This is a genomic window from Cupriavidus sp. H18C2, assembly GCF_049393795.1.
GTDB classification, from domain to species: domain Bacteria; phylum Pseudomonadota; class Gammaproteobacteria; order Burkholderiales; family Burkholderiaceae; genus Cupriavidus; species Cupriavidus pauculus_C.
The window spans coordinates 126,538-150,588 of the sequence record NZ_CP186012.1; the positions used below are offsets into that span (position 1 = coordinate 126,538).

The 24,051-nt window shown below is 60.8% G+C and carries 23 protein-coding genes and 2 pseudogenes; 11 read left to right on the top strand and 14 right to left on the bottom strand.

Annotation, left to right across the window (positions count from 1 at the left end; all coding sequences use genetic code 11):
* Positions 1-9 precede the first annotated feature (9 nt).
* Positions 10-858, top strand: a complete 849-nt coding sequence (locus EPAKOI_RS25925) for a transketolase (RefSeq protein WP_423194771.1) — start codon at positions 10-12, stop codon at positions 856-858.
* Positions 855-1,862 (top strand): transketolase family protein, encoded by a 1,008-nt coding sequence (locus EPAKOI_RS25930; RefSeq protein WP_423194772.1) that lies wholly within the window; start codon positions 855-857, stop codon positions 1,860-1,862. The genes EPAKOI_RS25925 and EPAKOI_RS25930 overlap by 4 nt, the downstream gene beginning before the upstream one ends.
* Positions 1,863-2,601: 739 nt before the next feature.
* Here EPAKOI_RS25930 and EPAKOI_RS25935 read toward each other — a convergent pair.
* Both EPAKOI_RS25935 and EPAKOI_RS25940 read right to left on the bottom strand, forming a co-directional pair.
* Positions 2,602-4,074: a GntP family permease gene (locus EPAKOI_RS25935; RefSeq protein ID WP_423194773.1), complete on the bottom strand. Its 1,473-nt coding sequence runs from the start codon at positions 4,072-4,074 to the stop codon at positions 2,602-2,604.
* Positions 4,075-4,077: 3 nt separating this feature from the next.
* On the bottom strand, positions 4,078-5,121 hold the full coding sequence (locus tag EPAKOI_RS25940) for a patatin-like phospholipase family protein (RefSeq protein WP_423194774.1): 1,044 nt from the start codon (positions 5,119-5,121) through the stop codon (positions 4,078-4,080).
* Between the two features lie 819 nt (positions 5,122-5,940).
* On the opposite strand from EPAKOI_RS25940, the gene EPAKOI_RS25945 reads away from it, so the two are divergent.
* Positions 5,941-7,242, top strand: a complete 1,302-nt coding sequence (locus EPAKOI_RS25945; RefSeq protein ID WP_423194775.1) for a hypothetical protein — start codon at positions 5,941-5,943, stop codon at positions 7,240-7,242.
* A gap of 17 nt (positions 7,243-7,259) precedes the next feature.
* Positions 7,260-9,986, top strand: a complete 2,727-nt coding sequence (locus tag EPAKOI_RS25950; RefSeq protein ID WP_423194776.1) for a hypothetical protein — start codon at positions 7,260-7,262, stop codon at positions 9,984-9,986.
* A gap of 260 nt (positions 9,987-10,246) precedes the next feature.
* On the opposite strand, the gene EPAKOI_RS25955 is transcribed toward EPAKOI_RS25950, so the two are convergent.
* Positions 10,247-11,002, bottom strand: a complete 756-nt coding sequence (locus tag EPAKOI_RS25955; protein WP_124686922.1) for an SDR family NAD(P)-dependent oxidoreductase — start codon at positions 11,000-11,002, stop codon at positions 10,247-10,249.
* 142 nt (positions 11,003-11,144) lie between these two features.
* Between EPAKOI_RS25955 and EPAKOI_RS25960 the strand changes: the two genes are divergently transcribed.
* The 5 genes from EPAKOI_RS25960 to EPAKOI_RS25980 all read left to right on the top strand — a co-directional run bounded on the left by EPAKOI_RS25960 (position 11,145) and on the right by EPAKOI_RS25980 (position 15,071).
* Positions 11,145-11,750 carry an AraC family transcriptional regulator gene (locus EPAKOI_RS25960; protein WP_423194777.1) on the top strand — a complete coding sequence of 202 codons (606 nt, stop codon included), beginning with the start codon at positions 11,145-11,147 and terminating at the stop codon, positions 11,748-11,750.
* Between the two features lie 125 nt (positions 11,751-11,875).
* Entirely contained in the window at positions 11,876-12,421 is a 546-nt protein-coding gene (locus tag EPAKOI_RS25965; protein WP_124682078.1) for a transposase, read from the top strand.
* Between the two features lie 111 nt (positions 12,422-12,532).
* The gene (locus EPAKOI_RS25970) at positions 12,533-13,972 is read left to right on the top strand and encodes an IS481 family transposase (RefSeq protein WP_008651549.1); all 1,440 of its coding nucleotides are present in this window, start codon (positions 12,533-12,535) and stop codon (positions 13,970-13,972) included.
* On the top strand, positions 13,969-14,802 hold the full coding sequence (locus EPAKOI_RS25975) for an ExeA family protein (protein WP_008651548.1): 834 nt from the start codon (positions 13,969-13,971) through the stop codon (positions 14,800-14,802). The genes EPAKOI_RS25970 and EPAKOI_RS25975 overlap by 4 nt, the downstream gene beginning before the upstream one ends.
* 53 nt (positions 14,803-14,855) lie before the next feature.
* Positions 14,856-15,071 carry a hypothetical protein gene (locus EPAKOI_RS25980; RefSeq protein ID WP_011229369.1) on the top strand — a complete coding sequence of 72 codons (216 nt, stop codon included), beginning with the start codon at positions 14,856-14,858 and terminating at the stop codon, positions 15,069-15,071.
* Positions 15,072-15,258: 187 nt separating this feature from the next.
* Here the strand turns inward: EPAKOI_RS25980 and EPAKOI_RS25985 are convergent.
* The 8 genes and pseudogenes from EPAKOI_RS25985 to merT form a co-directional block, all read right to left on the bottom strand.
* Positions 15,259-15,657: pseudogene (locus tag EPAKOI_RS25985) on the bottom strand (DUF4158 domain-containing protein); the annotation flags it as partial.
* A gap of 2 nt (positions 15,658-15,659) precedes the next feature.
* Positions 15,660-16,229: a recombinase family protein gene (locus EPAKOI_RS25990; protein ID WP_027982055.1), complete on the bottom strand. Its 570-nt coding sequence runs from the start codon at positions 16,227-16,229 to the stop codon at positions 15,660-15,662.
* The gene (locus EPAKOI_RS25995) at positions 16,135-17,136 is read right to left on the bottom strand and encodes a DUF3330 domain-containing protein (RefSeq protein WP_008652068.1); all 1,002 of its coding nucleotides are present in this window, start codon (positions 17,134-17,136) and stop codon (positions 16,135-16,137) included. The genes EPAKOI_RS25990 and EPAKOI_RS25995 overlap by 95 nt, the downstream gene beginning before the upstream one ends.
* Complete coding sequence (merE, locus tag EPAKOI_RS26000; RefSeq protein WP_003132004.1) at positions 17,133-17,369, bottom strand: broad-spectrum mercury transporter MerE; 237 nt, start codon at positions 17,367-17,369, stop codon at positions 17,133-17,135. The genes EPAKOI_RS25995 and merE overlap by 4 nt, the downstream gene beginning before the upstream one ends.
* Positions 17,366-17,731 (bottom strand): mercury resistance co-regulator MerD, encoded by a 366-nt coding sequence (gene merD / locus EPAKOI_RS26005; protein WP_000995360.1) that lies wholly within the window; start codon positions 17,729-17,731, stop codon positions 17,366-17,368. The genes merE and merD overlap by 4 nt, the downstream gene beginning before the upstream one ends.
* A 17-nt stretch (positions 17,732-17,748) precedes the next feature.
* Complete coding sequence (gene merA / locus EPAKOI_RS26010) at positions 17,749-19,434, bottom strand: mercury(II) reductase (RefSeq protein WP_011514825.1); 1,686 nt, start codon at positions 19,432-19,434, stop codon at positions 17,749-17,751.
* Between the two features lie 71 nt (positions 19,435-19,505).
* Positions 19,506-19,781, bottom strand: coding sequence for a mercury resistance system periplasmic binding protein MerP (gene merP, locus EPAKOI_RS26015; protein ID WP_003131987.1), 276 nt, complete (start codon positions 19,779-19,781; stop codon positions 19,506-19,508).
* Between the two features lie 12 nt (positions 19,782-19,793).
* The gene (gene merT, locus EPAKOI_RS26020; protein ID WP_006224622.1) at positions 19,794-20,144 is read right to left on the bottom strand and encodes a mercuric ion transporter MerT; all 351 of its coding nucleotides are present in this window, start codon (positions 20,142-20,144) and stop codon (positions 19,794-19,796) included.
* A 71-nt stretch (positions 20,145-20,215) separates the two neighbouring features.
* On the opposite strand from merT, the gene EPAKOI_RS26025 reads away from it, so the two are divergent.
* Positions 20,216-20,650, top strand: a complete 435-nt coding sequence (locus EPAKOI_RS26025) for a mercury resistance transcriptional regulator MerR (RefSeq protein WP_003131969.1) — start codon at positions 20,216-20,218, stop codon at positions 20,648-20,650.
* A 6-nt stretch (positions 20,651-20,656) separates the two neighbouring features.
* On the opposite strand, the gene EPAKOI_RS26030 is transcribed toward EPAKOI_RS26025, so the two are convergent.
* On the bottom strand, positions 20,657-21,235 hold the full coding sequence (locus EPAKOI_RS26030; RefSeq protein WP_423194778.1) for a hypothetical protein: 579 nt from the start codon (positions 21,233-21,235) through the stop codon (positions 20,657-20,659).
* Positions 21,236-21,782: 547 nt separating this feature from the next.
* Here EPAKOI_RS26030 and EPAKOI_RS26035 point away from each other — a divergent pair.
* Positions 21,783-22,153: pseudogene (locus EPAKOI_RS26035) on the top strand (hypothetical protein).
* 112 nt (positions 22,154-22,265) lie between these two features.
* Here EPAKOI_RS26035 and EPAKOI_RS26040 read toward each other — a convergent pair.
* Complete coding sequence (locus EPAKOI_RS26040; RefSeq protein WP_423194577.1) at positions 22,266-22,952, bottom strand: hypothetical protein; 687 nt, start codon at positions 22,950-22,952, stop codon at positions 22,266-22,268.
* A 313-nt stretch (positions 22,953-23,265) separates the two neighbouring features.
* Positions 23,266-23,970 (bottom strand): endonuclease NucS domain-containing protein, encoded by a 705-nt coding sequence (locus EPAKOI_RS26045; protein ID WP_423194578.1) that lies wholly within the window; start codon positions 23,968-23,970, stop codon positions 23,266-23,268.
* Positions 23,971-24,051: the final 81 nt, after the last annotated feature.

A 24,051-nucleotide genomic window follows, 5' to 3' on the forward strand; every position in this document is an offset into this window, starting at 1 on the left:
GAGTCAATCATGAGTCGTACAAATCTCGAGGCGTCGCCTGTCTCGCTGGCAGAACGGGCCTATCACATCCGACGCAATGCCATCCTGATGGGCGAAGTCCAGGGGCAAGGCTATGTCGGCCAGGCTCTCGATATCGCGGACGTGCTTGCCGTCGCCTACTTCGGTGCCATGAAGTACCGTCCAGAGGATCCGCAATGGGATGGCCGAGATCGCTTCCTGCTTTCCAACGGTCATTACGCGATTGCGCTGTATGCCGCGCTGCTCGAGGCGGGCATTCTGCCTGCCGATGAACTCGAAACTTACGGAAGCGATGACAGCCGCTTGCCCATGTCGGGCATGGCTAGCTACACACCGGGTATGGAGATGTCCGGTGGGTCGCTTGGCCAAGGCCTCACGATTGCCGTGGGTCGTTGCCTGGGCCTGAAGCGCAAGAACTCGGATGCGTTCGTCTACACGCTGTTTTCGGATGGAGAACTGGACGAAGGATCAATCTGGGAAGGCATCCTGTCCGCCAGCCACTGGAAGCTGGACAACCTTATCGCCATGGTTGACGTGAACAACCAGCAGGCCGACGGACCGTCGACGCAGATTCTGGCGTTCGAGCCACTGGTTCCGAAGCTGGAGGCGTTTGGCTGGTATGTGCAGCGTGTGGACGGCAATGACATCGATGCGGTAGCCACGGCCTTTGACAATGCCCGCGCGCATAAAGAAGCGCAGCCGCGAATGATCGTCTGTGACACGCGAATGGGCTGCGGTGTGCCGTTCCTTGAGCAACGCGAAAAGAATCACTTCATTCGGGTGGATGCGCACGAATGGCAACTGGCCCTGCAGGCCCTCGAAGATGGGAGAAAAGCATGAGCAGCAGCACTCAATCGGGCAAGCCCCGTCTGAAGACCTCGGCCATGATTGCGTCGATCGCTGGCGAAGGGCAGACTACGCGGTCGGCGCCATTCGGTCACGCGTTGACAGCACTGGCGGCCGAGCGACAGGACATCATCGGCATGACGGCTGACCTGGGCAAATACACCGACCTCCATATTTTTGCGAAGGCCTACCCGGATCGCTACTATCAGATGGGCATGGCGGAGCAACTGTTGATGGGAGCGGCCGCAGGCTTTGCGCACGAAGGTGCAGTTCCCTTCGTCACGACCTACGCAGTGTTCGCAACGCGTCGCGCATACGATTTCATGCATCAGACGATTGCAGAGGACAACCTGAACGTCAAAATCGTCTGCGCGCTGCCCGGGCTTACCACGGGCTATGGCCCGAGCCACCAGGCTGCGGAGGACTTGGCGCTGATGCGTGCGATGCCGAGTATGACGGTCATCGACCCATGCGACGCCATCGAGATCGAACAGATGGTGCCAGCCATTGCGGCACACGACGGCCCGGTCTATACCCGCCTGCTACGCGGCAATGTGCCGGTGGTCCTGGACGAGTATGACTACAAATTCGAACTTGGGAAGGCGAAGCTGCTCAGGGATGGTGCCGACGTGCTGATCATCTCGTCCGGGATCATGACGATGCGCGCATTGGAGGTTGCGAAGGAATTAGAAGCGGACCGTGTTGGCGTGGCCGTGCTGCATGTCCCCACCATCAAGCCGCTCGACACGGAAACCATCCTGCGTGAGGCGCAAAAGCCGGGTCGGCTGGTGATTGTGGCGGAGAATCATACCGTCATTGGGGGGCTTGGAGAGGCGGTTGCTGGAACATTGCTGCGCGCGGGCGCGCACGTGCCTTTCAGGCAAGTGGCTCTGCCCGACGAGTTCCTGGATGCCGGCGCCCTCCCGACGCTCCATGACCGCTATGGCATTTCCACCAACGTGGTTATTCAGTCGATCAAGAAATGGCTTAGCGAGTAGAAGGAGTTGGAATGCGGCACCGACAAGCGACGGTGCCGCATATGCCGATATGGTCTTAAACTGGCGAGCCTGATTCAAGACTGTTGGGAACTTCTCACGCGAGTCTTCCGAAAAATCGGGTTAGCTCTCGAGCGCGAAATTCCCGTGTCCGAGCGTCCGAAGTTCACAGCCATCCGGCAACTGAAACGCTGCCTCTGTACGACCGAAATTGGCCGGCCTCGGCCCTCGGTCCACCTGGGTAGGGCCTTGCCGGCATCAAGGGCGATTTCCGACCCTTAACGGCCGTCAGATTGCTCCAAACCGGGCAATGGCGCGGCGCCTTGGTCTCACTTGGAATCAGAGCCTGAGGTTCGGTCGTGCCTGCCGGATTTCAACTCCACTCGTACCGAGAGCGTGAGCATTAGGGTGGGTAAGCCAGGCAATGTCATTTCTGGACGACAACTTTCCAACCCATATAAAACGTACGCTTAGCGAGAAGAGGCGTAGGCGTCACCGCACGACGCATTCTGACATGACTCAATCAGCTCCGGAATCAGTAGAGCATGAGTACCTCCTGCCAAGTCTGGCGGAGGTTGAGACCCCCATCGACGTAACAAGCTTGTTTGCAGCCTCCACGCAAGGGTAAATCGCCCGCCTAGCCACACCAAGCCATAACCATAGACGGAACCCGCGCCGTACGCCCACTGGCTGGAACGCTACCGCGCGCAGTCGGCCTGAACCTGAGCCAGCGCTGGCCGGGTCAGAAAGATCCGACCAGCGTACCCAGCACGATCACGGCCACAAGCGCCAGCAGCGGCCCGACGATGCCGACCATCACAATGCCGCCGTAGCTTTGCTTGTGCGTGGTGCCGCAGACGGCCAGCAGCGTGACCACGGCGCCGTTGTGCGGCAGCGTGTCGAGCGTACCGGCGCTCATCACGGCCACGCGGTGCAGTACAGCCGGATCGAGCCCGATTTCGAGCGCACGCGCCAGATAGGTGCTGCCCAGCGCGTCGAGCGCGATGGTCAGGCCGCCCGATGCCGAGCCGGTCAGCGCTGATAGCACATTCGTCGCGACGGCCAGCGATACCAGCGGGCCGCCCTCAATCGATAATACCCAGTCCCGTACCACGGCAAAGCCCGGCAGCGCGGCCACCACGGCGCCAAATCCGACCAGGCTGGCCACGCTGAGCACCGGCAAGGCTGCCGCGTGCGCGCCTGCACCCATCGTTTCGCGCAGCGCGGTCAGGCGACGCCAGTTCAGCAGCACCAGGCAGAGGATGGCCGCCGCCAACGCCACGATCACCGACCACACGCCGCCCACGGCCTGCAAGGTGGTGGCGCCCCATTCGGGCAGGGCCAGATAGTCCGCGTCAAGGCGCGGCAACACGACCAGGCTCATGGTCAGGTTCACGGCAATCACCACGATCAGCGGCAGCAGCGCCACCAGCGCGCCGGGCGGCTCGGCACTGCGCTGGCCGTGACGCGCTTCGGCCGGATCGAATTCGTGCGCGGTGCTGGCGCGCTCGCGGATCAGCGGCCGTTCGGCCACCTCGGCCACTTCCGCCACCCCGTCCACGCCGGCAGCCCCCCCCTCGCCATAGCCTTCGCCTTTGCGCCGCGCGGCGCCTTCGCAACGCGTCAGCCACCACATGCCGAACGCCAGCATCAGCAGGCTGGCGATGATGCCCAGCCCTGGCGCTGCGAACGGCTTGGTGCTGAAGAAGGGCATCGGGATCGCATTCTGGATGGCCGGCGTGCCGGGCAGCGCCGACATCGTGAAGGTCGAAGTGCCCAGCACGATGGCCGCCGGCATCAGCCGGTGCGGGATGTCGGCCGCACGAAACAGCGCATGGGCCATCGGCGCCAGCACGAAGAACGCCACGAACAGGCTGACCCCGCCATAGGTGAGCAGCGCGCCGGCCAGCACCACGGCCAGCATCGCGCGCTGCGGGCCCAGCGTGCGTGTCATCCAGTCGGCAATCGCGCTCACCGATCCACTGTCGTCCATCAGCTTGCCGAACAGCGCGCCAAGCAGGAACAGCGGAAAGAACTGGGCCACGAAGCCCGCCGCTGTGCCCATAAAGGTTTGCGTCCAGTGTGCCAGCAGAGGCTCGCCCGCCGTGGCGGCAGCCAGCAGGGCGGCGGCCGGGGCAATAAGAAGGATGCTCCAGCCACGGAATGCCATCCAGATCATCGCCGCAAGGGCGATGACGATGCCTAGCAAGCCCATGGGTCAGACCTCCTGCAGCAGTTCGTCGAGATCGAACGAGGAGCAGTTGCCCAGCGCATCGCCGTGCATCCCCAAGAACTGCTCGGCCGCCGCGCGGCCTTCGTCGCGCAGCATGCACAGGAACGGCCATTCGGCATTCATCTTCGACGACGAACCGAAGTCGGCCATGCGCTCGCTGGCAATGCGGTGGATGCGCATGTCGGCCCATTGGGCGCCCTCGGCGTCGCCGGGGTCGGCCACGCGTTGCAGTACGGCGATCATGCGCAACTCCTTGAGCAGGGCGGCATTGAACGAAATCTCGTTGACCCGGCTCAGGATGTCGCGCGCGCTGCGGGGCACGCCGGCGCGGGCCACCGGATTGATCTGCACAAGGATGGTGTCGCGCGACTGGCATTCGCGGACCAGCGGCGTGATGGTGGGGTTCCCGGCGTATCCGCCGTCCCAGTACGGCACGCCGTCGATCTCCACGGCCTGGAACACTGTCGGCAGGCAGGCCGACGCCAGCAGCACGCTGGCCGTGACCTCGGTGTTCTTGAACACGCGGCCGCGCCCGGTTTCCACATTGGTGGCGGTGACAAACAGATGAATCGGCGCCTGGGCCAGCACATCGAAATCGATGGTGGCCTGCAGCACCTCGGCCAGCGGATTGCTGCCGGCGCGGTTCAGGTCGTAGGGCGACCAGAGGCGCGCGGCCAAGTCGGCGGCAACAAAAAGCGGGGAGTTGTCGAGCGTCCAGCGGCCCAGGATCACGTCGAGAGGGGTGCGCCGGAACGGGCTGAAGCGGGCCGCATCGGACACCCGCTGCCAGAACGCCTCCAGTGCCCGGCGGGCCCCCGCGGCGCCATCGAGCGCGTGGCCGTAGACCAGCACGGCGGCATTCATCGCCCCGGCCGAAGTACCCGATATCCCGTCGATATTAAGCCACGGTTCTTCCAGCAGCCGGTCCAGCACCCCCCAGGTAAAGGCGCCATGGGCCCCACCGCCCTGCAGCGCCAGGTCGATCAGCAGCGGCTCGCGCGCGGTGGGGGACTTGCCTTCCTCGTTCATCCAGCACTCCCGAAGGTGACTCACGTGAGGTACAAGCCCCTCTATTATTTGTTGTGCAGTGCAACTTCCGCAAGGTTGATTGTTGGATCACTTATGCAGGAGCTTTGGAAGAGGTTGCATCAGGGTGAGTGAGTGATTTGACGAGGCGCCTCCGCGGCCACGGGAAGGTGCGTCAGAAAATCATGACAATCATGACTTGCAGTTTTCTAGGTAAGGCGCTTACTGCGATAACGCAGAGCTGTGGAGAACGGCGGCTAACATCACCCGGTGTGCGGTGGCAAGGCGCGACAAAGGGCATTTTGGGACATTCAATATGTTCGCCCGGGTCCGGGTTCACTTTCGGGCGCCTGGGCGAGATACTATGTTTTGGCACAATTCTGCCGACCTTCCGACCGGCTGCTTATGGCCGGCCTCGGCCCTCGGTCCACCTGGGTAGGGCCTTGCCGGCATCAAGGGCGATTTCCGACCCGCTACGGTCGTTCAAAGCTCGTCACCACAACGGCGGCTTACAGAGCTTGAGCGGTCCTCGTGCAGACTGATCGCCGGCACATAGCATTGTGGTTGGCCCGGTGCTTCCCGCAGAGGCGTCACGCCTCGGAAGGTGCTTCATCCGGCATAATGGGCGTTAAACGCAATCGTGAGATGCTTCGCTCTCGTCAGGCTGGTCGTCCTTCGCGCCCGCGAGTTGAACCACACCACAGGCCGAAAAAGGGAATGAACAGTACTTGTGCGGCCCGCTGATTCTTTGGGAAGATCGACAGAATTGGTTTGCTACGCGGAGACTGCGCGCTGAAACATCCCCAGAAAGTACATTCCGAGATGACCTTCGAAACAAACTGGCTACAATGGCCCTTCGAGCGATCTAGCCGCCAATTTCGCATATACGTGGTCGAGCCAAAGGCATACGCGCCAGATAAACATGGCGAAGTCTTCGATGCGGTGCTGCGCGATTTCTTCGATACGGCATCTGGTCAAGTCGTTGCGGGTGATGTCTCTCCCGTCATTCGTGAACCTGTAGAAGCAGATTTAATTGTCTTCCCAGAAGCGTTTCTGGCCGCCGAGGATCTCGTTCAAGCGATGAAGGGCTTCGCAACGCTGCGTCTTCAGTGCTGTGTGCACGTTGGATTGCGGCCTGGTTTGGAAAAACCCAATCACTTGTTTTCCCGTCTTGAAATCGAGAGCTTGCTGAAGGAGCTCAAACGCATTTCAGGCATACACACAGATGACCTTATTGGCTTCGAGGCTTGGTTCGAGAAGCAGAAACCTGGAAGCAATTTCAATCTCGGCTGCATGTTTTTAGTCGAGCCCAAGGGTAGCGTGCGGGTCTGCCTCCACCCCAAAGGGGTTCGAGCTAGCATTGAATATAGCGCGCTAACCGATACCCACATGACAGAGGCCAACCTGCTCAGCCTAGTGACGCTCGTTCCACCGAACAGCAGATATATGTCTGTCACGATTCAGCCTCTGATATGTGCTGACGCCTTGTCGTTGCCGACAGATTCGATGATTCCAAATCCCATTAAGGCATTCGCCGATAGCAGCGCCGCGAATTTTCCGAGGCTTCCAGCGGATCACGTCGATATAGTGTCGTTATCGTTGTGCACGCCGGTTGGCGAAGTTACTCATGGGACTGGAAAACGGCGACGATGGAAGTCAGAATTCGAGTCGGCGTTTCTGGACGCGGGAAAGCGCGACGAGTGCTTCAGGCATCATTTTGCGAGTTTTGTCATGGCGAATTTTGACGAAATTGGCACCCAGAAGGGCGGATTGTCCGGTGCTTGTATGCCTGTTCCATTCTCCGCTAGTTCGTATCCAGAAGGAGTTTCAATGTGGTCTTATGGGAAGCATGGCTCCGGTTCGGTAGACGGGTGGAAATGTGTCGCGGGATTTGGAGTAGAGGGCGCGGACAGCGATGCTGTATCCAAAGACAGTAAGAATCGCCCTAATCTCATTTGTCTTGATGACGAGAGTGAGCCGGCGCCGCATGTCGCAAGGGCCTTGGGCTTTACCCTATCCCGCCTGGTCCGAGACAACCCTGTCGGCGGAAAGTTTCCCGGCGTGACGAAGCTCGATGTGCGCGCGGTTCGCGATGAGACGATGAATACCGCCGAGCAGGGCTAACCAAGGGATTATAGAGAATGGAAACTGCCACCCCATTGGCATCTGTCATGAAGTTTGAGAACAACTGGTTGCCCTGGATTGCCCTAAGGCACTTCTTGCCCGCTTCGAGTATTCGCGCGCTATGTGAGACGATGGTCCGCGACATGAGTAATGGCCGACTCTCGCTCGATGAACTTGTCGATGAGCGGCTCGGAGGTGGAGACCCCTTTATGGAGACTTGGCTTATCCGTCCAAGGCATTGCTCTACGCAACTGGCCAGCCATCTGCAACGGTACGTGCAGCGCATCGTGTGGCAGAACGACAAAGAAACTTGGTTCGCAGATGAGTCGCTGGGGAAGGAGGCAGCACTCCCACTTGCAACGTTGCAGTTTGCCTTCAATTTGGGCAGGTGTGACCTGCTGCACGTCACCAGGGCGCTTCCGGAAGATGAGTATGTACAGGCTGAGTTGAGGGTAGTGTACGGTGCAATTTCAGTGTGCGCTTCGCGTTCGGACGTATTGAGCGCCTCAGAGATTGACCAGCTACTCATTGATATAGATGTGGTTCTGGCCGACGTCAGTCCCCAACTCCGAATTGCCACGCGTAAGCATCTCGGCGACCTTTTCTGCGATTGTGATAGATGGGAGGTGGCTGCAAGACTATATGAGCATGCGAAGGCCGATATTGAGAAGCTGACAGAGCCAGAGATGCGGAGCGACTTTGCTCTGGCAATGAAGGCTTTGATCAATCAATCGTTAGCCGCCGCTGCGACCATCACGGATGGGTACGGGGCCGGGCAGAAACTGCTAGCGGACTTGCTGAACGCTCCTCCTAGCGTGCAGACGATGGTGTTAGCTAATGCCGGGCTGGACGAGTACGCCAGCCGGGTTCGTTCGAGTGAAGTGATCTTTCAAGAAGACACACGCAGCGCGACACTGATTGCTCCGTTGCTCGCTGCTTCGCATACGACTGAGAACGCCTTCGCGTCGTGGAGGGCAAAGGAATTTCACGATGCAGAGGCATGGTTTTGGTCGACGCTTCGCCGCCAGATTGCGCTCGGTCTAAGTACAGAGAGCAAGGCGACCAAGGGTCATTTCGCGTCGTGCCTGATTGACGCTTTGATGTCGGGTAAATCTTACGATGCCGCGACATTCAAGCTCGCTATCGGCTTGCTCATTGAAAGTGAAAGCTCAGCACGGGCGAAGGAATTACACTGGTCCGAGGAATTGCTCGACGCGTGCTTGGATGAGGCGTTGTGCGAATTTGTCATTGACCATGTAGAAGCTCATGCGGGCGTTCGCAAGCATCGTCGAACCGTCGCTATAGTTCTTTTTTCCGAATGGGCGCGCGATATCGGTGCGGGACGTGGAAGTCTCGCTACCCTGATGCTTGATTACCTGATCCGCATCGGCTCGGAATCGAATTCCAATTTTCTCAAGAACGGCGCTGACTTCCAGACATGTTTCGAGGCTGTTCTTGATATTTGTAAACGTCGCCCCGAGTTTCGCTCCGGTATCCGCGATGATTTGGCGAATGTACTTGCTCGGCGCATCGGTAGCACCGGCTATTGGACGGGAGAGGACACCGCATTGCGGCTGGCAACGGAGTGCGCTCCTGTCTTCACAGAAGAAGGACTTGAGCATGTAGTACGCTCTACAGTGAGGCTCTTGAAGAATACACCCCCATCTGATGGGAGTTGGGTGATTGTGAAGCCAGCGATCCGACTGCTCGGTGAAGAGTGCGTTGGGAGCCTCGCTGAACGTGACGGTGAACTCGGTGGCGAGATTGTGCGGGAAATCCTCAAGTTCAATCGAGGGGAAAGCAATGGCACATACGCTGCCGATATCATCTTTGCACTGAATCGTTATTCCCCCGTCCTTTTGCATGCCCAGGGGGTCGAAGATCAATACAAACCGGTGGTCAGACAGGCACTTGAGAAGGCGTCCGCAATCAATGCGAGCAACGCCGTAAATAACATGATGGCGTTACTGGTTGCCCCACGAGCAGCCGGTCATGAGGCTATTGCCATCGTTCTACAAATTTTAGGTAAGATTCTCGAATCAGGGGTGAGTGGCAAGGCTGCGCTCAGTTTCGGCGCGGCCTTTACGCCTGTCAGGTACCTGGTTGCTTACCGCACAGATATATGCGGAGAATCGGCTATGCCGGTGAATGAGTTTGACCGTGCACTCGCCGGGTTATACGGACAACTAGAAAGGGTCTGGCATACGGCGATTGAGCATCCATCGATATTCGCACCCCTTGCAATTTTGCGTAAGCAGCCCGCAGAACGCGCCCTCGTGCACAATTGGGTTCTTGCATCACTCGAACTCGCGGAATCCGTAGGTCAACTAGAGGCCATGGTGGCAGCGCTTGAAGCGGCGAGCAATCAGGAGCAACTCGTTGATGGTATATCACTTGGATTTGCAACGAGACGTGCGGGCGGAGCGGTAGCGGATACGCACGTGGAATTCATGTCAACTGAATCGCGTGGGGCTTTCTACGCCGCGATCGGTAGACGACTATCTGCCTTGCGAGGCAATACGGACCGCGGTTTTACAACAAACCTATTCAAAAATACACTCCGTCATGGACCTCGACAGGTCGATGCTGCTGTGTTTGCGTCGATCTTGCCACAGGATGTCGACCATTTGACGAGTCTGATACAGGAGTTGGAAGACTACCAGGCGCGTATCGGCGAAAATCGCGAACTGTCGCTGACCTTGGTGCCACTTGTAGATCGCTGGAAACAGGCGGCTGGAGCTTGATCGCCGCCTTTCCAGCCGGGCCCGGGCGAGCTGCGGCGGTCCGACCTCGCTGACACTCGGCTACCCGCCGTCTTGTACGTTCGCCTTCGACAGTACCGAAGTCCTTCGTGTGGCGGGAGAGCTCCCTCTAGGAGCTTAGGCCGGGCCGATTGGTGTTCAGCATCGGTATCTGAACGGCCATTCGATATTGCGGTAGCGGTGGCCGCTTTTGGCCGAACGCGGACTCGCGTCCGCGCAAGGCTAGCGCAACGGAGCGGGGCTCAGATGCGCTGGCCGCCCGATACCTCAATGCGTTGCGCGTTGATCCACCGGTTATCGGGGGAGAGCAAACTCGCAATCATAGGGCCGATATCGTCGGGCACGCCGACGCGGCCCAGAGCGGTCATAGCTGCGAAGGACTGGTTCAGCTCGGGATTGTCTCGCACCGCACCGCCGCCGAAGTCGGTCTCGATTGCTCCCGGTGCCACCGTGTTGACCGCGATGCCACGCTGGCCCAACTCCTTGGCCATGTAGACCGACAGCACCTCGATGGCGCCCTTAGCCGCTGCATAAGCGGCATAGCCGGGATAGCTGACGCGTGTCAGGCCCGACGATAGATTGACGATGCGGCCGCCATCGGCAATCAGGGGCAGCAGCGCTTGCGTCAGGAAGTAGACGCCTTTGAAATGCACCTCCACCAGGCGATCAAATTGCGCCTCGGTAGTATCGGCGATCAGTGCGTAGTCGCCGTGGCCAGCGTTGTTGACCAGATGGTCGAACGAATTGCGGCCCCAATGCTGTTGTAACGCCTTCCGCAGTTGTTCGGCGAACGGCGCAAAGGCGGCGACAGCCCCTGAGTCAAGCTGGAACGCCACCGCCTTGCGTCCCATGGCCTCGATCTCAGCCACGACGGCTTGGGCGTCCTGCGCCCGGCTTTGATAGGTGATGATGACGTCGCCGCCCTGGCGGGCGATGCTCAGTGCGGTATTGCGGCCGAGCCCACGGCTTGCGCCGGTAACAACGGTGATTCGGGTCATGTCTGGCTCCTGTCTCTGGTGTGGATGACTGGAAGCCAGTATCGAATTCCACCGCCTCGAAGGGTTGTCCAAAACTCGGCGATTCTTGCCTAATCCTGCAAATGCGTCGCGCCGCTGCAGCCACAGGTGTAGTCTTGTCGCCATGGAATCAACACTGCTCTCCGCCGTCCGACGCTATGCCGACGCCCATTCCGATGCAGCGGGCACGGCCCTGACGCCTGTTACCGGACTCACCATCATCCAGGCCACGTCGGCGAGCGCGCTGCACTATTCGATCTCGCGGCCATTGATCTGCCTCGTACAGCAGGGCAGCAAACGCGTGACGGTAGATGCACATAATTTCGATTTCACCGCTGGGGATTCGCTGGTGATTTCGGCCGATGTGCCGACCGTCAGCCAGATCACCGGGGCAAGCATAGCCGCCCCGTATCTGTCGCTGGTCATGGAGCTCGATAACTTGCTAATCGCCGAGCTGTGCCAGGAGATTGGCACTGTCGGCGATATCGATGAAACGCCCGTACGCGTCGATCGTACCGATACGGAAGTCACAGACGCTGCCTTTCGGTTGATGCGTTTGCTCGATCGTCCAGCGGCTGTCCCAGTATTACGGGCACAAATCGTGCGCGAACTGCACTACTGGTTGCTGATGGGGCGCCACGGCACGGCAATCCGAAAGTTGGGCAAGGTAAATAGTCACGCGCAACGCGTGGCACGCGCGGTGGCCGTGATTCGCGCTGAGTGTGCATAAGCAGCTTTCGTGATGCCGAAAGCGTGGGGATTTGAGCAAGAACGGTGATGGACGCTGGAGGGGTTCCCTCAGGGAGCGTGCATGCACGCGCCTGAGGGAAGATGTCGCCTTTATTGTGTCGAGCAATGAAGGAGACCTCAGCAGTGTGCCATGCCTTGCTACAAACGCCAGCGTTTTTTGCCCTGTTGCGCCGGATCGACGAAGACTTGATGAAGGTGGCGCGAGACAGGGGCTGCTGCCATTGCGGCTCTGTGCTGCACAGTGCCAACTATCCGCGTAAGCCGCGCGGATGCCCACCGGCAGCACACCCGGACTGCAATACGCGCCTGAGCCTGTGCTGTGCCGGATGCCGCAAACGCATGACGCCCGATTCGGTGCGCTTTCTCGGCCGGCGTGTCTGGCTGGCCATTGTCCTGGTACTGCGATCGAGCCGTGCCACTGGCGCCTGCCTGGACGGCCTGCCGGCGATCAGTTGGGCCACGCTCAAGCGCTGGCGTCAGTGGTGGACCGAGACCTTCCCCAAGACCCCCGTCGGTCGGTGGCTGCGTGGCCTCATCCCGCCAACGCCCGAGCCGTTCATCTATCCCGACTGCCTGCTGCAATCGGTCGAGCACGACAGCGAAGACGAGCGTCTGGCCGCGGTGTTGCTTCTGCTGCTGGGCCCGGCCTGACCACGCTGGCTGAGGGATGCGCCAGATAGGGGAATCTCCCGCAGAACATGTCGATGGCGGGTCACCCGCACTGCCCGTAGCCTGCTCCCGTTATCCCCCCAACGGAGAGTCATGTCACTATCGATTGATCATCGCAACCGATGGGCGCGCTTGCGCTTCTCGGTCATTGGCCCTTTGCTGGCTTCGCCGCCTGCCAAAGGAGAATTGCAGCAAGCGTTCCAGGCACTGGCCGCCAAGGTCTGGCGGCACCCCATCACCGGCGCCGACGTTCAGTTCGGCGCGTCTTCCATCGAACGCTGGTATTACCGGGCCCGTCACGTCCAGGATCCGGTCGATCAACTCAAGAACCGACTGCGCGACGATTGCGGCCACTTCGTCAGTCTGAGCCCAGCCATCATCGAAGCGCTGGTCGAGCAGTACCGTCAGCACCCCGGCTGGACCATGCAGTTGCATTACGACAACCTGCGCGTCGCGACCAAGGATGGCCCGGACACGCTGCCGTCCTACACCACGGTGTGCCGGTATCTGAAGGCGCAGGGTCTGGTGCGCAAGCCAACCCCGCGCTCGAGCACGGATGGGGCCATCGCTGCTGCGGCTCGCCGCGAGGCACGCGAGGTGCGTAGCTACGAGGTCGACCACGTGGCCGCGCTCTGGCACCTGGACTTCCACCATGGTTCGCGCAAGGTGCTCACCCCCGATGGGCAGTGGCACAAGCCGCTGCTGCTCTGCATTATGGACGACCATTCGCGGCTGGTCTGCCACCTGCAGTGGTTCCTCGACGAGACCACTGCCTCGCTGGTGCACGGCGTCTCGCAGGCGATCATGAAGCGAGGGCTGCCGCGGGCCATCATGACCGATAACGGCGCAGCCATGATGGCCGACGAGTTCGTCGAGGGGCTGGCCAGTCTGGGCATCCTGCACCAGACTACCTTGCCCTACAGCCCATACCAGAATGCCAAGCAGGAACGCTTCTGGGGACAGCTCGAGTCCCGGCTGATGGCCATGCTCGAAGGTGAGTCGCACCTCACCCTGGAGCAATTGAACCTCGCCACGCAGGCCTGGGTCGAGCAGGAATACCACCACAAGGAACACGCCGAACTCGAGGCGACGCCTCTGCAGCGCTACCTGTCCTGTGCCGACGTCTCGCGCCCCAGTCCCGAGGCGCTGGCCTTGCGCCGGGCCTTCCGTATCCGCCAGCATCGCCGCCAGCGCAGAACCGACGGCACCTTCACGTTGGACGGCGTGCGCTTCGAGATCCCCGGCGCTTACCGCCACCTCGAGCAAGTCTGCCTGAGCTACGCGCGCTGGGATCTCTCCCAAGTCGACCTGATCGATGCGCGCATCGGCGCGATCCTGGCCGCCGTGTTCCCGCTGGACAAGTCTGCCAATGCCGACGCACGGCGCGCGCATCTCACGGCCAAGGGTGCCTCGCCTGCTAACGAGGAACCCGCGCAGGCTGGCACTGCGCCGCTGCTGCGTCAGTTGCTCGCCGAACACGCCGCCACCGGCCTGCCGCCGGCCTATCTCCCACCCGCACCCACCAAGCTATGAATCAACCCAACCTGCTGGCCTTGTACGGTCTGAAGTTCAACCCCTTCGCCCAGGACATCCCCGTCGAGGCCGTGTTCGTGCCACCCAAGCTCGATCACTTCTGCTGGCGCATTGAGAACGGTATGGCCCGCGAAGGCGGCTTCGCCATGGTGCATGGCGACCCCGGTTGCGGCAAGAGCGTCACGCTGCGCCTGCTCCATCAGCGCCTCATGCGCGTCCCCGATCTGATGGTCGGCTCGATCGCTCACCCACAGAGCAATCTGGCGGACTTCTATCGCGAGCTCAGCGACATCTTTACCGTACCGCTCAAGCCCCACAATCGCTGGGGCGGCTTCAAGGCGCTGCGCGAGCGCTGGCTCACCCACATGGAGGCCAGCCGCCGCCGCTGCGTGCTGCTCATCGATGAAGCCCAGGAGATGGCGGTGCCAGCCCTCTCGGAACTGCGCCTGCTCGCACAGGCACGCTTCGACTCGCAATTGCTGCTGTGCGTGGTGCTTGCCGGCGACGCTCGCCTGCCGGAGAAGTTCAGCCGCGAGGACCTGATCCCGCTGGGCAGCCGCATCCGCTGCCGTCTGGCGCTGGAGAGTGCGAGCATCGACGAGCTGCAGGCCTGCCTGGACCACTTGCTGGCCGCCGCCGGCAACGCCACCCTGATGACCATGCCATTGCGCCAGACCCTGTGTGAGCACGCCGCCGGCAATTACCGCATCCTGATGAACCTGGCGGGCGAGCTTCTGGCCCAGGCCGCGCAGCGGGAGCTACCGCAGATCGACGAGAAGCTCTATCTGGAAACCTACAGCGCAACCCTGAACCGCCGCGCCAGGCGGTGAGTGGCGCCGTTGGCCATCGCCGCCACGTCCATCAACACAACGACGACATCACCATGACCTTCCACCAGCCATCCGGCATCGCCCAGGGGCTGCCCCTGCTCATTGATGCCAACTGGACGCCCGCGCAGGCCTGGGCTGTGATCGAATTGCTCGACGATCTGCGCGACCGTCTGCATGCTCACTATCAATTGGCCTTGGCCCAGTGGCTGGCCGAAGATCGGCAGGAGCATCCTGATGGCCTTGGCGATCTCGCAGATAACGACTTCTGATCCAGTAACAAGGGGCCCGCCGGGCCCCTTGTTACATCAGTGCCGCTGCTCCGCATCCGGTCCACCGCGATAGATCGCCACGTCCATCAGCGTTGCCCGACGGCACGCAACATTGGTGATGGACGGTGCCGCAGCCGACCATCAATTACCGTGCTCGCGCATCCATCGAATCTCGTGCTCACGCACACAAGGCCATCTCGGTCAGCAACTGGACGGCCTGCCGGTAGTGGCCCATGGTAAAGGGCTGGAAGCCGAACACCGTTTGCAGTTCGACCAGGTGCTCGCGCCGGGTCTGCTCCCGCTGCCCGTATTCGTCCCAGCTTTCGACGCTGACCTTGAGCTGGTCGGCGACCAGTTTCAACAAGGGCGGAAACGGCGGCTCATCGACGCCCAGGATGACACCAGGAAAGCGCAGGTAACAGAGCTGCACGGCGAAGCCCAGCCGGTTGGCCGGGCCGCGCCGCTGCCGGATGATGGAGAGGTCGGTTTCGCTGAACGTGTAGTGACGGATCAACTCATCCTTGGTGTCCGGCAACGCCAGCAGGCTTTCGCGCTCGGCGGCGGACAGGATTGAACGACGTGGCATATTTACTGATCCGTTCTCAAGTATTGATACAGGGTTTCGCGACTGATTCCGAATTCACGAGCCAGCTTGGTCTTTTGCTCGCCAGCCTCGACACGTTGGCGCAGTTCGGCAATACGCTCAGACGACAGGGATTTCTTCCTGCCACGGTAGGCCCCGCGCTGCTTGGCGAGCGCGATGCCCTCGCGCTGCCGCTCGCGGATCAAGGCGCGTTCGAACTCGGCGAACGCGCCCATTACCGACAGCATCAGGTTCGCCATCGGCGAGTCCTCGCCGGTGAAGGTCAAATGCTCCTTAAGGAACTCGATGCGTACGCCGCGCTGGGTGAGGCCCTGCACCAGGCGGCGCAGGTCGTCGAGGTTGCGCGCCAGACGATCCATGCTGTGCACCACGACCGTGTCGCCTTCGCGCACGAAGGCGAGCAGCCGTTCCAGTTCGGGCCGCCGTGTGTCCTTGCCCGACGCCTTGTCGGTGAACACTTTATCCACCTGGATCTGTTCGAGCTGCCGTTCTGGGTTCTGGTCGAAGCTGCTGACGCGGACGTAACCGATGCGCTTGCGCTTCGAAGCGTTGATAACACTCCAACCCGCAGAAGTGCTCGACGTATTCCGCGCCTTCCGGGGTGAAGGCGGCATCGAGCGGGATTTCCTTGCAGCACACGCAGCAACTGGTGGTGGTCGAGTCACTTGCATTCATGGTGGCACCCCTCCATTGACTGACGAAGACGGCGAATGCCGCCGCCGGCATTGGCTTCGCGAACAGGAAGCCTTGTCCTGTGTCGCAGTCCGCTTGTCGCAATAGATCAAGACTCGCCGATGTTTCCACGCCTTCAGCCACCACATCCATGCCCAGCCCGTGCGCAAGCTGAATCACGGTGTGCACGATGGTTTGGTCGCGGCGGTCGTTGGCGAGCCCGGCGACAAACGATTGGTCGATCTTGAGCGTGCTGATTGGGCAGCACTTCAGATGTTGCAGACAGGAATACCCCGTCCCGAAGTCATCGGCGGCGAAGCGCACACCGATCTGCCGCAAGGCGTCCAGGGCGGGGAAGATCGCCGGATCACCAAACGCGACCGATTCGGTCAGCTCGATTTCGAGATACTCGGCGGGCAACTCGGCATCAGCCAGCACGCCCTTTACCCACCCGTCGAAGTCCGGTCCCACTTGGCTCGCCGAAACATTGACGGCCAGCCGGAACGGTCGCCATGCCAGCATTCGCCAGTCACGCATCTGGCGGCAGGCTTCGCCCAGCACCCAAGCGCCGATTTCAGGCATCAGGCCGGACGATTCGACCACGGGCAGGAACTGGCCCGGTGGCAATAGTCCAAGCGTCGGATGACGCCAGCGCAACAGGGCTTCCGCGCCGACAATCCCACCACTGCGCAGATCGACGACGGGCTGGTAGTGCAGTTCAAGCTGCCCGCGCTCGACCGCTTGGGCCAGTTCCGGCGTCGTCCATCCATCCGGCCGGAAAGCGCTCATTCTCTTTCCCTGAATGCCCGCAACGCCCGCGACAGGGACAGAAGGAACAGGCCGGTCAAACCGAGCGCCGCGATGACCCAATGCTCGCCGAGGAAAGCACCGGCGGTTGTGCCGGCCAGCACGACAGCGAGGATGGGCAGGTGGCAGGGGCAAGTCAGCACAGCCAGTCCGCCCCACAGGTAGCCGGTGATCGGTTTGTGCGTCTCGGACGGCAAGCGCTCGGGGTTGTTCATGGCAGACTCTCCGCGTGCTGTGCCGGCTCGGTCGGCAGGGTGGCCAACTGCACTTCCAGATCGGCCAACGCTTCGCGCCGACGCTCGACGAACTGACGCAGCAGGGCAAGCTGCGCGGCCGCTTCGTCGCCGTCCGCCGCATCCAGCGCCCGGCACAGCCGCGCCAGCGCGTCGAGGCCGATGCCCGCCTCGAAGGCCGCCCGCACGAAGCACAGCCGTTGCAAGGCGGCGTCATCGAACAAGCCGTAGCCGCCTGGTGTGCACGCCACCGGGCGCAGCAATCCGCGCAGCAGGTAGTCGCGCACGATATGCACGCTCACCCCGGCATCAAGAGCCAGCCGGGACACCGTGTAGGCGTTCATTGAACACCTCCTTTTTCTCACCCGGCGCAGCAGGAAAGCTGCTTCACATCCTTGTTGAAGGTCTGCGCCGCGAGCTTCAACCCCTCGACCATCGTCAGGTAGGGGAACAACTGGTCGGCCAGTTCCTGCACCGTCATGCGGTTGCGAATGGCCAGAGCCGCCGTCTGGATCAGTTCACCCGCTTCCGGCGCGACCGCTTGTACGCCGATCAGCCGATGGCTGCCTTCCTCGATAACCAACTTGATGAAGCCGCGTGTGTCGAAGTTGGCGAGCGCACGCGGCACGTTGTCCAAGGTCAAGGTGCGGCTGTCGGTCTCGATCCCGTCGTGGTGGGCTTCCGCCTCGCTGTAGCCCACGGTCGCCACTTGCGGATCGGTGAACACCACGGCCGGCATTGCGGTCAGGTCGAGCGCCGCATCGCCGCCGGTCATGTTGATCGCGGCACGGGTGCCGGCCGCTGCCGCCACATAGACGAACTGCGGCTGGTCGGTGCAGTCGCCGGCCGCGTAGATGTTCGGGTTGCTCGTGCGCATGCCTTGGTCGATGACGATGGCACCTTGCGCATTGACAGTGACCCCCGCTGCGTCCAGCGCGAGGCTGCGCGTGTTCGGTGTCCGACCGGTGGCAACCAGCAGTTTGTCGGCGCGCAATTCACCGTGCGTGGTGGTCAGCACGAATTCACCGTCCATATGGGCGACCTGGCTGGCTTGCGTGTGCTCCAGCACCTCGATGCCCTCGGCACGGAAAGCGGCTGTCACCGCCTCGCCGATGGCCGGGTCTTCACGGAAGAACAAGGTATTGCGCGCCAGGACCGTGACCTTGCTGCCCAGCCGGGCAAAGGCTTGCGCCAGCTCCAGCGCCACCACCGACGAGCCGATTACGGCAAGGCGTTCGGGAATGGTGTCGCTCGCCAGGGCCTCGGTGGAAGTCCAGTAGGGTGACTCTTTCAAGCCCGGAATCGGCGGGACCGCCGGGCTGGCACCCGCGGCGACCAGGCAGCGGTCGAACATCACGACGCGCTCGCCACCCTCGTTCAAACGGACGGTAAGGCTCTGGTCGTCCTTGAAGCGCGCCTCACCGTGCACAACGGTGATGGCCGGATTACCGCCCAGGATGCCTTCGTACTTGGCGTGCCGCAGTTCGTCGACGCGGGCCTGCTGCTGGGCCAGCAGCTTACTGCGGTCAATCGTAGGCACAGTTGCCGCAATACCGCCATCGAACGGGCTTTCCCGGCGCAGATGGGCGATGTGGGCGGCGCGGATCATGATCTTGGACGGCACACAGCCGACATTGACGCAGGTGCCGCCGATGGTGCCGCGCTCGATCAGCGTGACCTGCGCGCCTTGCTCGACGGCCTTCAGCGCCGCCGCCATCGCGGCTCCACCGCTGCCAATGACCGCTACCTGCACCGGGGGCTCGTTGCCACTGTGCTTTTCGGCGGCGGCCATCCATCCCCGCACCTTGTCGAGCAGTCCGACGCGGTTGTCCGCCAGTGGCGCATCGGCTAGCGTTGCCTTGTAGCCCAGTCCGGCCACGGCGGCAGTCAGCGCGTCCGGCGATGTGCCCGGCACGATGGCGAGTTGCGCTGTGCCCTTCGGATAGGACACCAGCGCCGACTGCACGCCTGGCACTTTTTCCAGCGCTTCCTTGACGTGCGCCGCGCACGAGTCGCAAGTCATGCCGGTGATTTTTAGATGGGTCATGCAACAGATCCTTTATCGTTTGTGGCGCCAGACAATGACGTCCGTTGTGCTGCGGTGCCGTTTTCAGTGACTCACTGCTTGACGCTGGACGGATAGCCCGCGTCTGCGGTTGCCTTGGTCAGCTTCTGCACGCTGGTCTTGGCATCGTCGAAGGTGACGACCGCTTGGCGTGTCTCGAAAGTCACGTCAACTTTGCTGACGCCTTCGACCTTGGAAATCGCCTTCTTGACAGTGATCGGGCAGGCGGAGCAGGTCATGCCCGGTACGGACAGCGTGACGGTCTGGGTGGCGGCCCAGACGGGGGCAACAACGGCGGCGAGGGCGAGGGAGGCAAACAGTTTCTTCATGGTGAACTCCGATCAGTAGAAAAATGGCATGACGTAGGGAAATCCGAGCGCGACCAGAACCAGCGCGGCCACGATCCAGAAAATGAGCTTGTAAGTAGCTCGCACTTGGGGAATCGCGCAGACCTCACCCGGTTTGCAGGCCGCTGCCTGCCGGTAGATGCGCCGCCAGGCGAAGAACAACGCCACCAGCGCCACGCCGATAAAGATGGGGCGATAGGGATCCAACACCGCCAAGTTGCCGATCCAAGCGCCGCTGAACCCCAAGGCGATCAGAACCAACGGCCCGAGGCAGCAAGCCGAGGCGAGGATGGCGGCAAGCCCTCCAGTGAAGAGCGCGCCGCGCCCGGTTTTTGGTTCAGACATGCGCTTGTCCTTTCGAATTGAAATTGGATAGCGTAACCTTACTTCCGTACTCATGTACGGAGTCAAGCGATATGGAAAACAATTTGGAGAACCTGACCATTGGCGTTTTCGCCAAGGCGGCCGGGGTCAATGTGGAGACCATCCGTTTCTATCAGCGCAAGGGCTTGTTGCTGGAGCCTGACAAGCCCTATGGCAGCATCCGCCGCTATGGCGAGGCGGATGTAACGCGGGTGCGCTTCGTGAAATCAGCCCAGCGGCTGGGCTTCAGCCTGGATGAGATCGCCGAGCTGCTGCGGCTGGAGGATGGCACCCATTGCGAGGAAGCCAGCAGTCTGGCCGAGCACAAGCTCAAGGACGTGCGCGAGAAAATGGCTGACCTGGCGCGCATGGAGGCCGTGCTGTCTGAGTTGGTGTGCGCCTGCCATGCGCGAAGGGGGAACGTTTCCTGCCCGCTGATCGCGTCACTACAGGGTGGAGCAAGCTTGGCAGGTTCGGCTATGCCTTAGCGTGCTTTATTTTCCGTTTTCTGAGACGACCCCAGGAGGCAAAAATTCGTCGCGGCTGCGTCGTGCTCGTTCGATGCGCGCTGACTTCCGTTGCGGACGGATGATGCTGTCGATGACGACTGCGTGGCATTGTGATCCGCGCATAACATAACGGATACTAAAGAGCAGACAAAGCAATGTCGACAAGAGGGAGCCTTTTCGAACAAAAAGTATCACCTTGCGTGGTATCTCGAACAAGCCGAGCTCCGGCTTAGCTTCAACTGGCAGATACAAGATGCAAATTAAACCGGTCATGAAAGCCGCCAGACCGATCCACCACGCCGCCGAAGCTATCGAGCTCGTTTTTTCAGAGACGTAGTAGTCGAAGACTCGCGGGTTGCTGCACGCGTTGGCGACAGCGGTGAGATGCCGACGCCTGGCTTTGAACGAACGAAGACGAGCGATCTTGCTGTACTTGCTTGTCAGCATCGCGGCGCCGGCTTGGACCCCACCTGTCAAGATGTTCACGCCCACGCCCACAACGACGACAGCAAACCACCAAGCTGGCGACCCCAGGTTTTTGATTATTTCTTCCATTTCGGGCATCTTTGTCTCGAATGCCTGCGAGTTTATCCGAAGGTGCCACGCTTGAAACGACCCGGGGCGTGGCGCCAAGCCGCTTGGTCTTGAGCCAGTCCGTCGAGCCGCCGGCCACATACGGGCTGCCCGCGCGCCTGGCCACAATACCCTCACACTGCAGCGCAAGGACGGCACCCCACGCGGCGCGCCGTCATCTATCCCACTCACGTACACCACGTCCGGCAAACTCGCTACAAGGTCAGCCAGACGCGCTTTTCGCTCCTCGATGCTCATCGCTGCGAAGGTGGCTTCGGACTCCGTGATGTTCGCGTTGTTGGCGTGTATGCTCTACTGTTCACACGCAACGGCACCAACGCAACGAACTGGTTTCCCGAGGTCGCGGCAGCCTTTTGCATGTCACGTCCCCACCTGACGGTGCATGGCTGTATGAGCGGGCCTTGGCGCTGCAGCTGGAGGGAATCGTGGGGAAACGCGCGGGCTCGACCTACAAGCCCGCCAAGCCCTCGGTAGGCAATGCTCGTGAGGACGCTGCTCATTAGCTTGGCCTCCTGTCATGGCTGAAAACAAGCGGCGGCAAGGGGGGCTGCACGTCGTTGTGCCGCTCTCTGGCCGCCAGACTTATGAAGTCGTGAAAGACTTCTCCCGCGCCGTCGTGCAACACCTAGCCACCGCGCTTCCAGATCGATTCACCGCGCGATCAGGTCCAGCGAATCGTTCGGCAAGATCTTCGTGGATTACCTGCTCAATCGACATGCGCAAACAACGGCAGCCGCGTTCTCCGCAAGGGCGCGCCCTGGGCATGGTGTATCAATGCCCATCGGGTGGGACGAGCTGTCAGACGTAAGAAGCGGGGACGCCTGTACCATCCGTACGGCGCGGGAGTACTTGAGCTTCGAATCCGAAGATCCGTGCAAAGACTACTAGTCTGCGCGGCAAACGTTATCGCAGCCATCGAAAAGGCTAGGGTTATCGTGACCGCTCACCCAGGACGAAGCGATATCCCGAGCGAACCATGTTCTTCAAAGCAAACGGCCAGTTAGGCTGCTTCATCACGCCCAACCATATTCCCCAGCGCCCCCACAGCCCACTCGTAACCATCCAAGACTCTGTTCGCATCTGGCAGGTCTGACAGCTCTGCCTCTGAAATGTGCGCCAACCGGTTTCGAATTTGCCTTAGGGCGTGCAGCTCTCCCATCATTTCTTGCGGGGCTAGGCGGAGAATTAGGTCGCGTAGAGGTAGTTTTGCGGACTCGTCGCCCTTGAAATGACGTGCGAAAGCCCTTAGCGCATGTTCAAAGGCTACGCCACCTTGAAGTAGCGCGGCGAGCGTATGTCCGGTCCTCAAAAGGTTTCTTGATTCGACTAGCAGGGCGCCAGCATCGCCAACAATGATTCGAGACGGTGTGGGCGTCTCTGGGCGAGTAGCGGGCCGAATTTTTAGTACGAGTTCCTGCAACGACAGCAGTTGCTCGTTCATGCTTCTAAATGAATCCTTGTCATCTGTTTGCTTCTCGACTCGCTTGTATTGGCCGAAAAAGAACATGATGAAGAACAGGATTGCAAAAAAAGCCTTTACCTTGTCCTTAGTGTCATCCGAAGGCTGCCAAGGCGCAAACGCACTCCACGCCACGATTGCAAACGCAATCACAACCGGCCAAAAGAAGCCTCTGATGACAGCCCCTGCAAGCGAAAGAAAGCGTCGGAAGGAAGAGTTGATCTGCATCTTGTACTGTCTAACAGTTAATAATCGGGCCCACGGGTCCGCTTAGGAATATTTGAGTGGATTCCCAAGAGATGACGGGATCCTACGGCGCGTGGTAGCCTGAATCGAGACCGGTACACCGGGATAGTCGATGACAGCCCAATCCCACGCCGCACTTGCCTCAGTGAAACGCTGACTGTTGCCGGCGGTGCCGTCCTCGAACAGCGGCGTGGCATGCCAGTTGTCTCTGATTGGGAGCACGGACCCACGGCTAACTTGCTTGAGATGATCCATAGGGGTGATGCCCGACCTGTGCCGAGAAGACGCCGACCGCTTAGCCTTCGACAGCGATGGAGTCGAAAGCAAACTGAACCCGATAGCGGACCAGTTCTAGATCTTTGACAGCCTCCGCCGCGTAGCGAACCGGCTCAGGAAAGTCGCCAGCGATAAGCATCCCGCGGGGCGGCTTCTTGTCTAGCCTGGCGTACCAACCAAGGTAGCGGGCGATCTGCCCCACCGCAGCGTCCTTGGCATCCCCCACTTTCAGTTCGATGACGACACGGCGGCCGTTTGCATCTTCTGCAAGGATGTCCACGCGGCCGACGTCGATCCCAACTTGGCGCTCCACAAATCTGAGTCCCTTCTCGACCGTGCCCAGATTGCGGATCAAATGTTCTTCTACATCGCGCTCGAAGCTTATAGACGCTTCGATGCGCTGCTCGATCGCATCGACGGCCTCGACTTCCTCTTCGATCAAAGGGCCTTCAGCAACCGGTGCCCACACGTTTGGTCCGTGCTTGCTCTCGTCATAGATGAAGAAGCGCCCATCCTGGGACCTATAGAGAAATTTATCTGCGGACTTGTGATGCAAATATGCCTTCGGCTGGTTGACGGAGCATCCATAGAGATGCGCCGTCAGCGTACCTGGCGTCCATTTGTCTGGGTAGGTCCCGTTGATGTGGTCTCGAATCTCGCGAGACGTAACGCCGGTTGGCGAGGATTCAACGAAGTAGCGTACGGCGCCGGCCATAGTCGTCATGGGATTCCTGATATCTGGGTTGCGGGACTTCCGAAATTGAGCCCGCGAATGAACACACCAACGTTTGTAATCGGCAGAGGC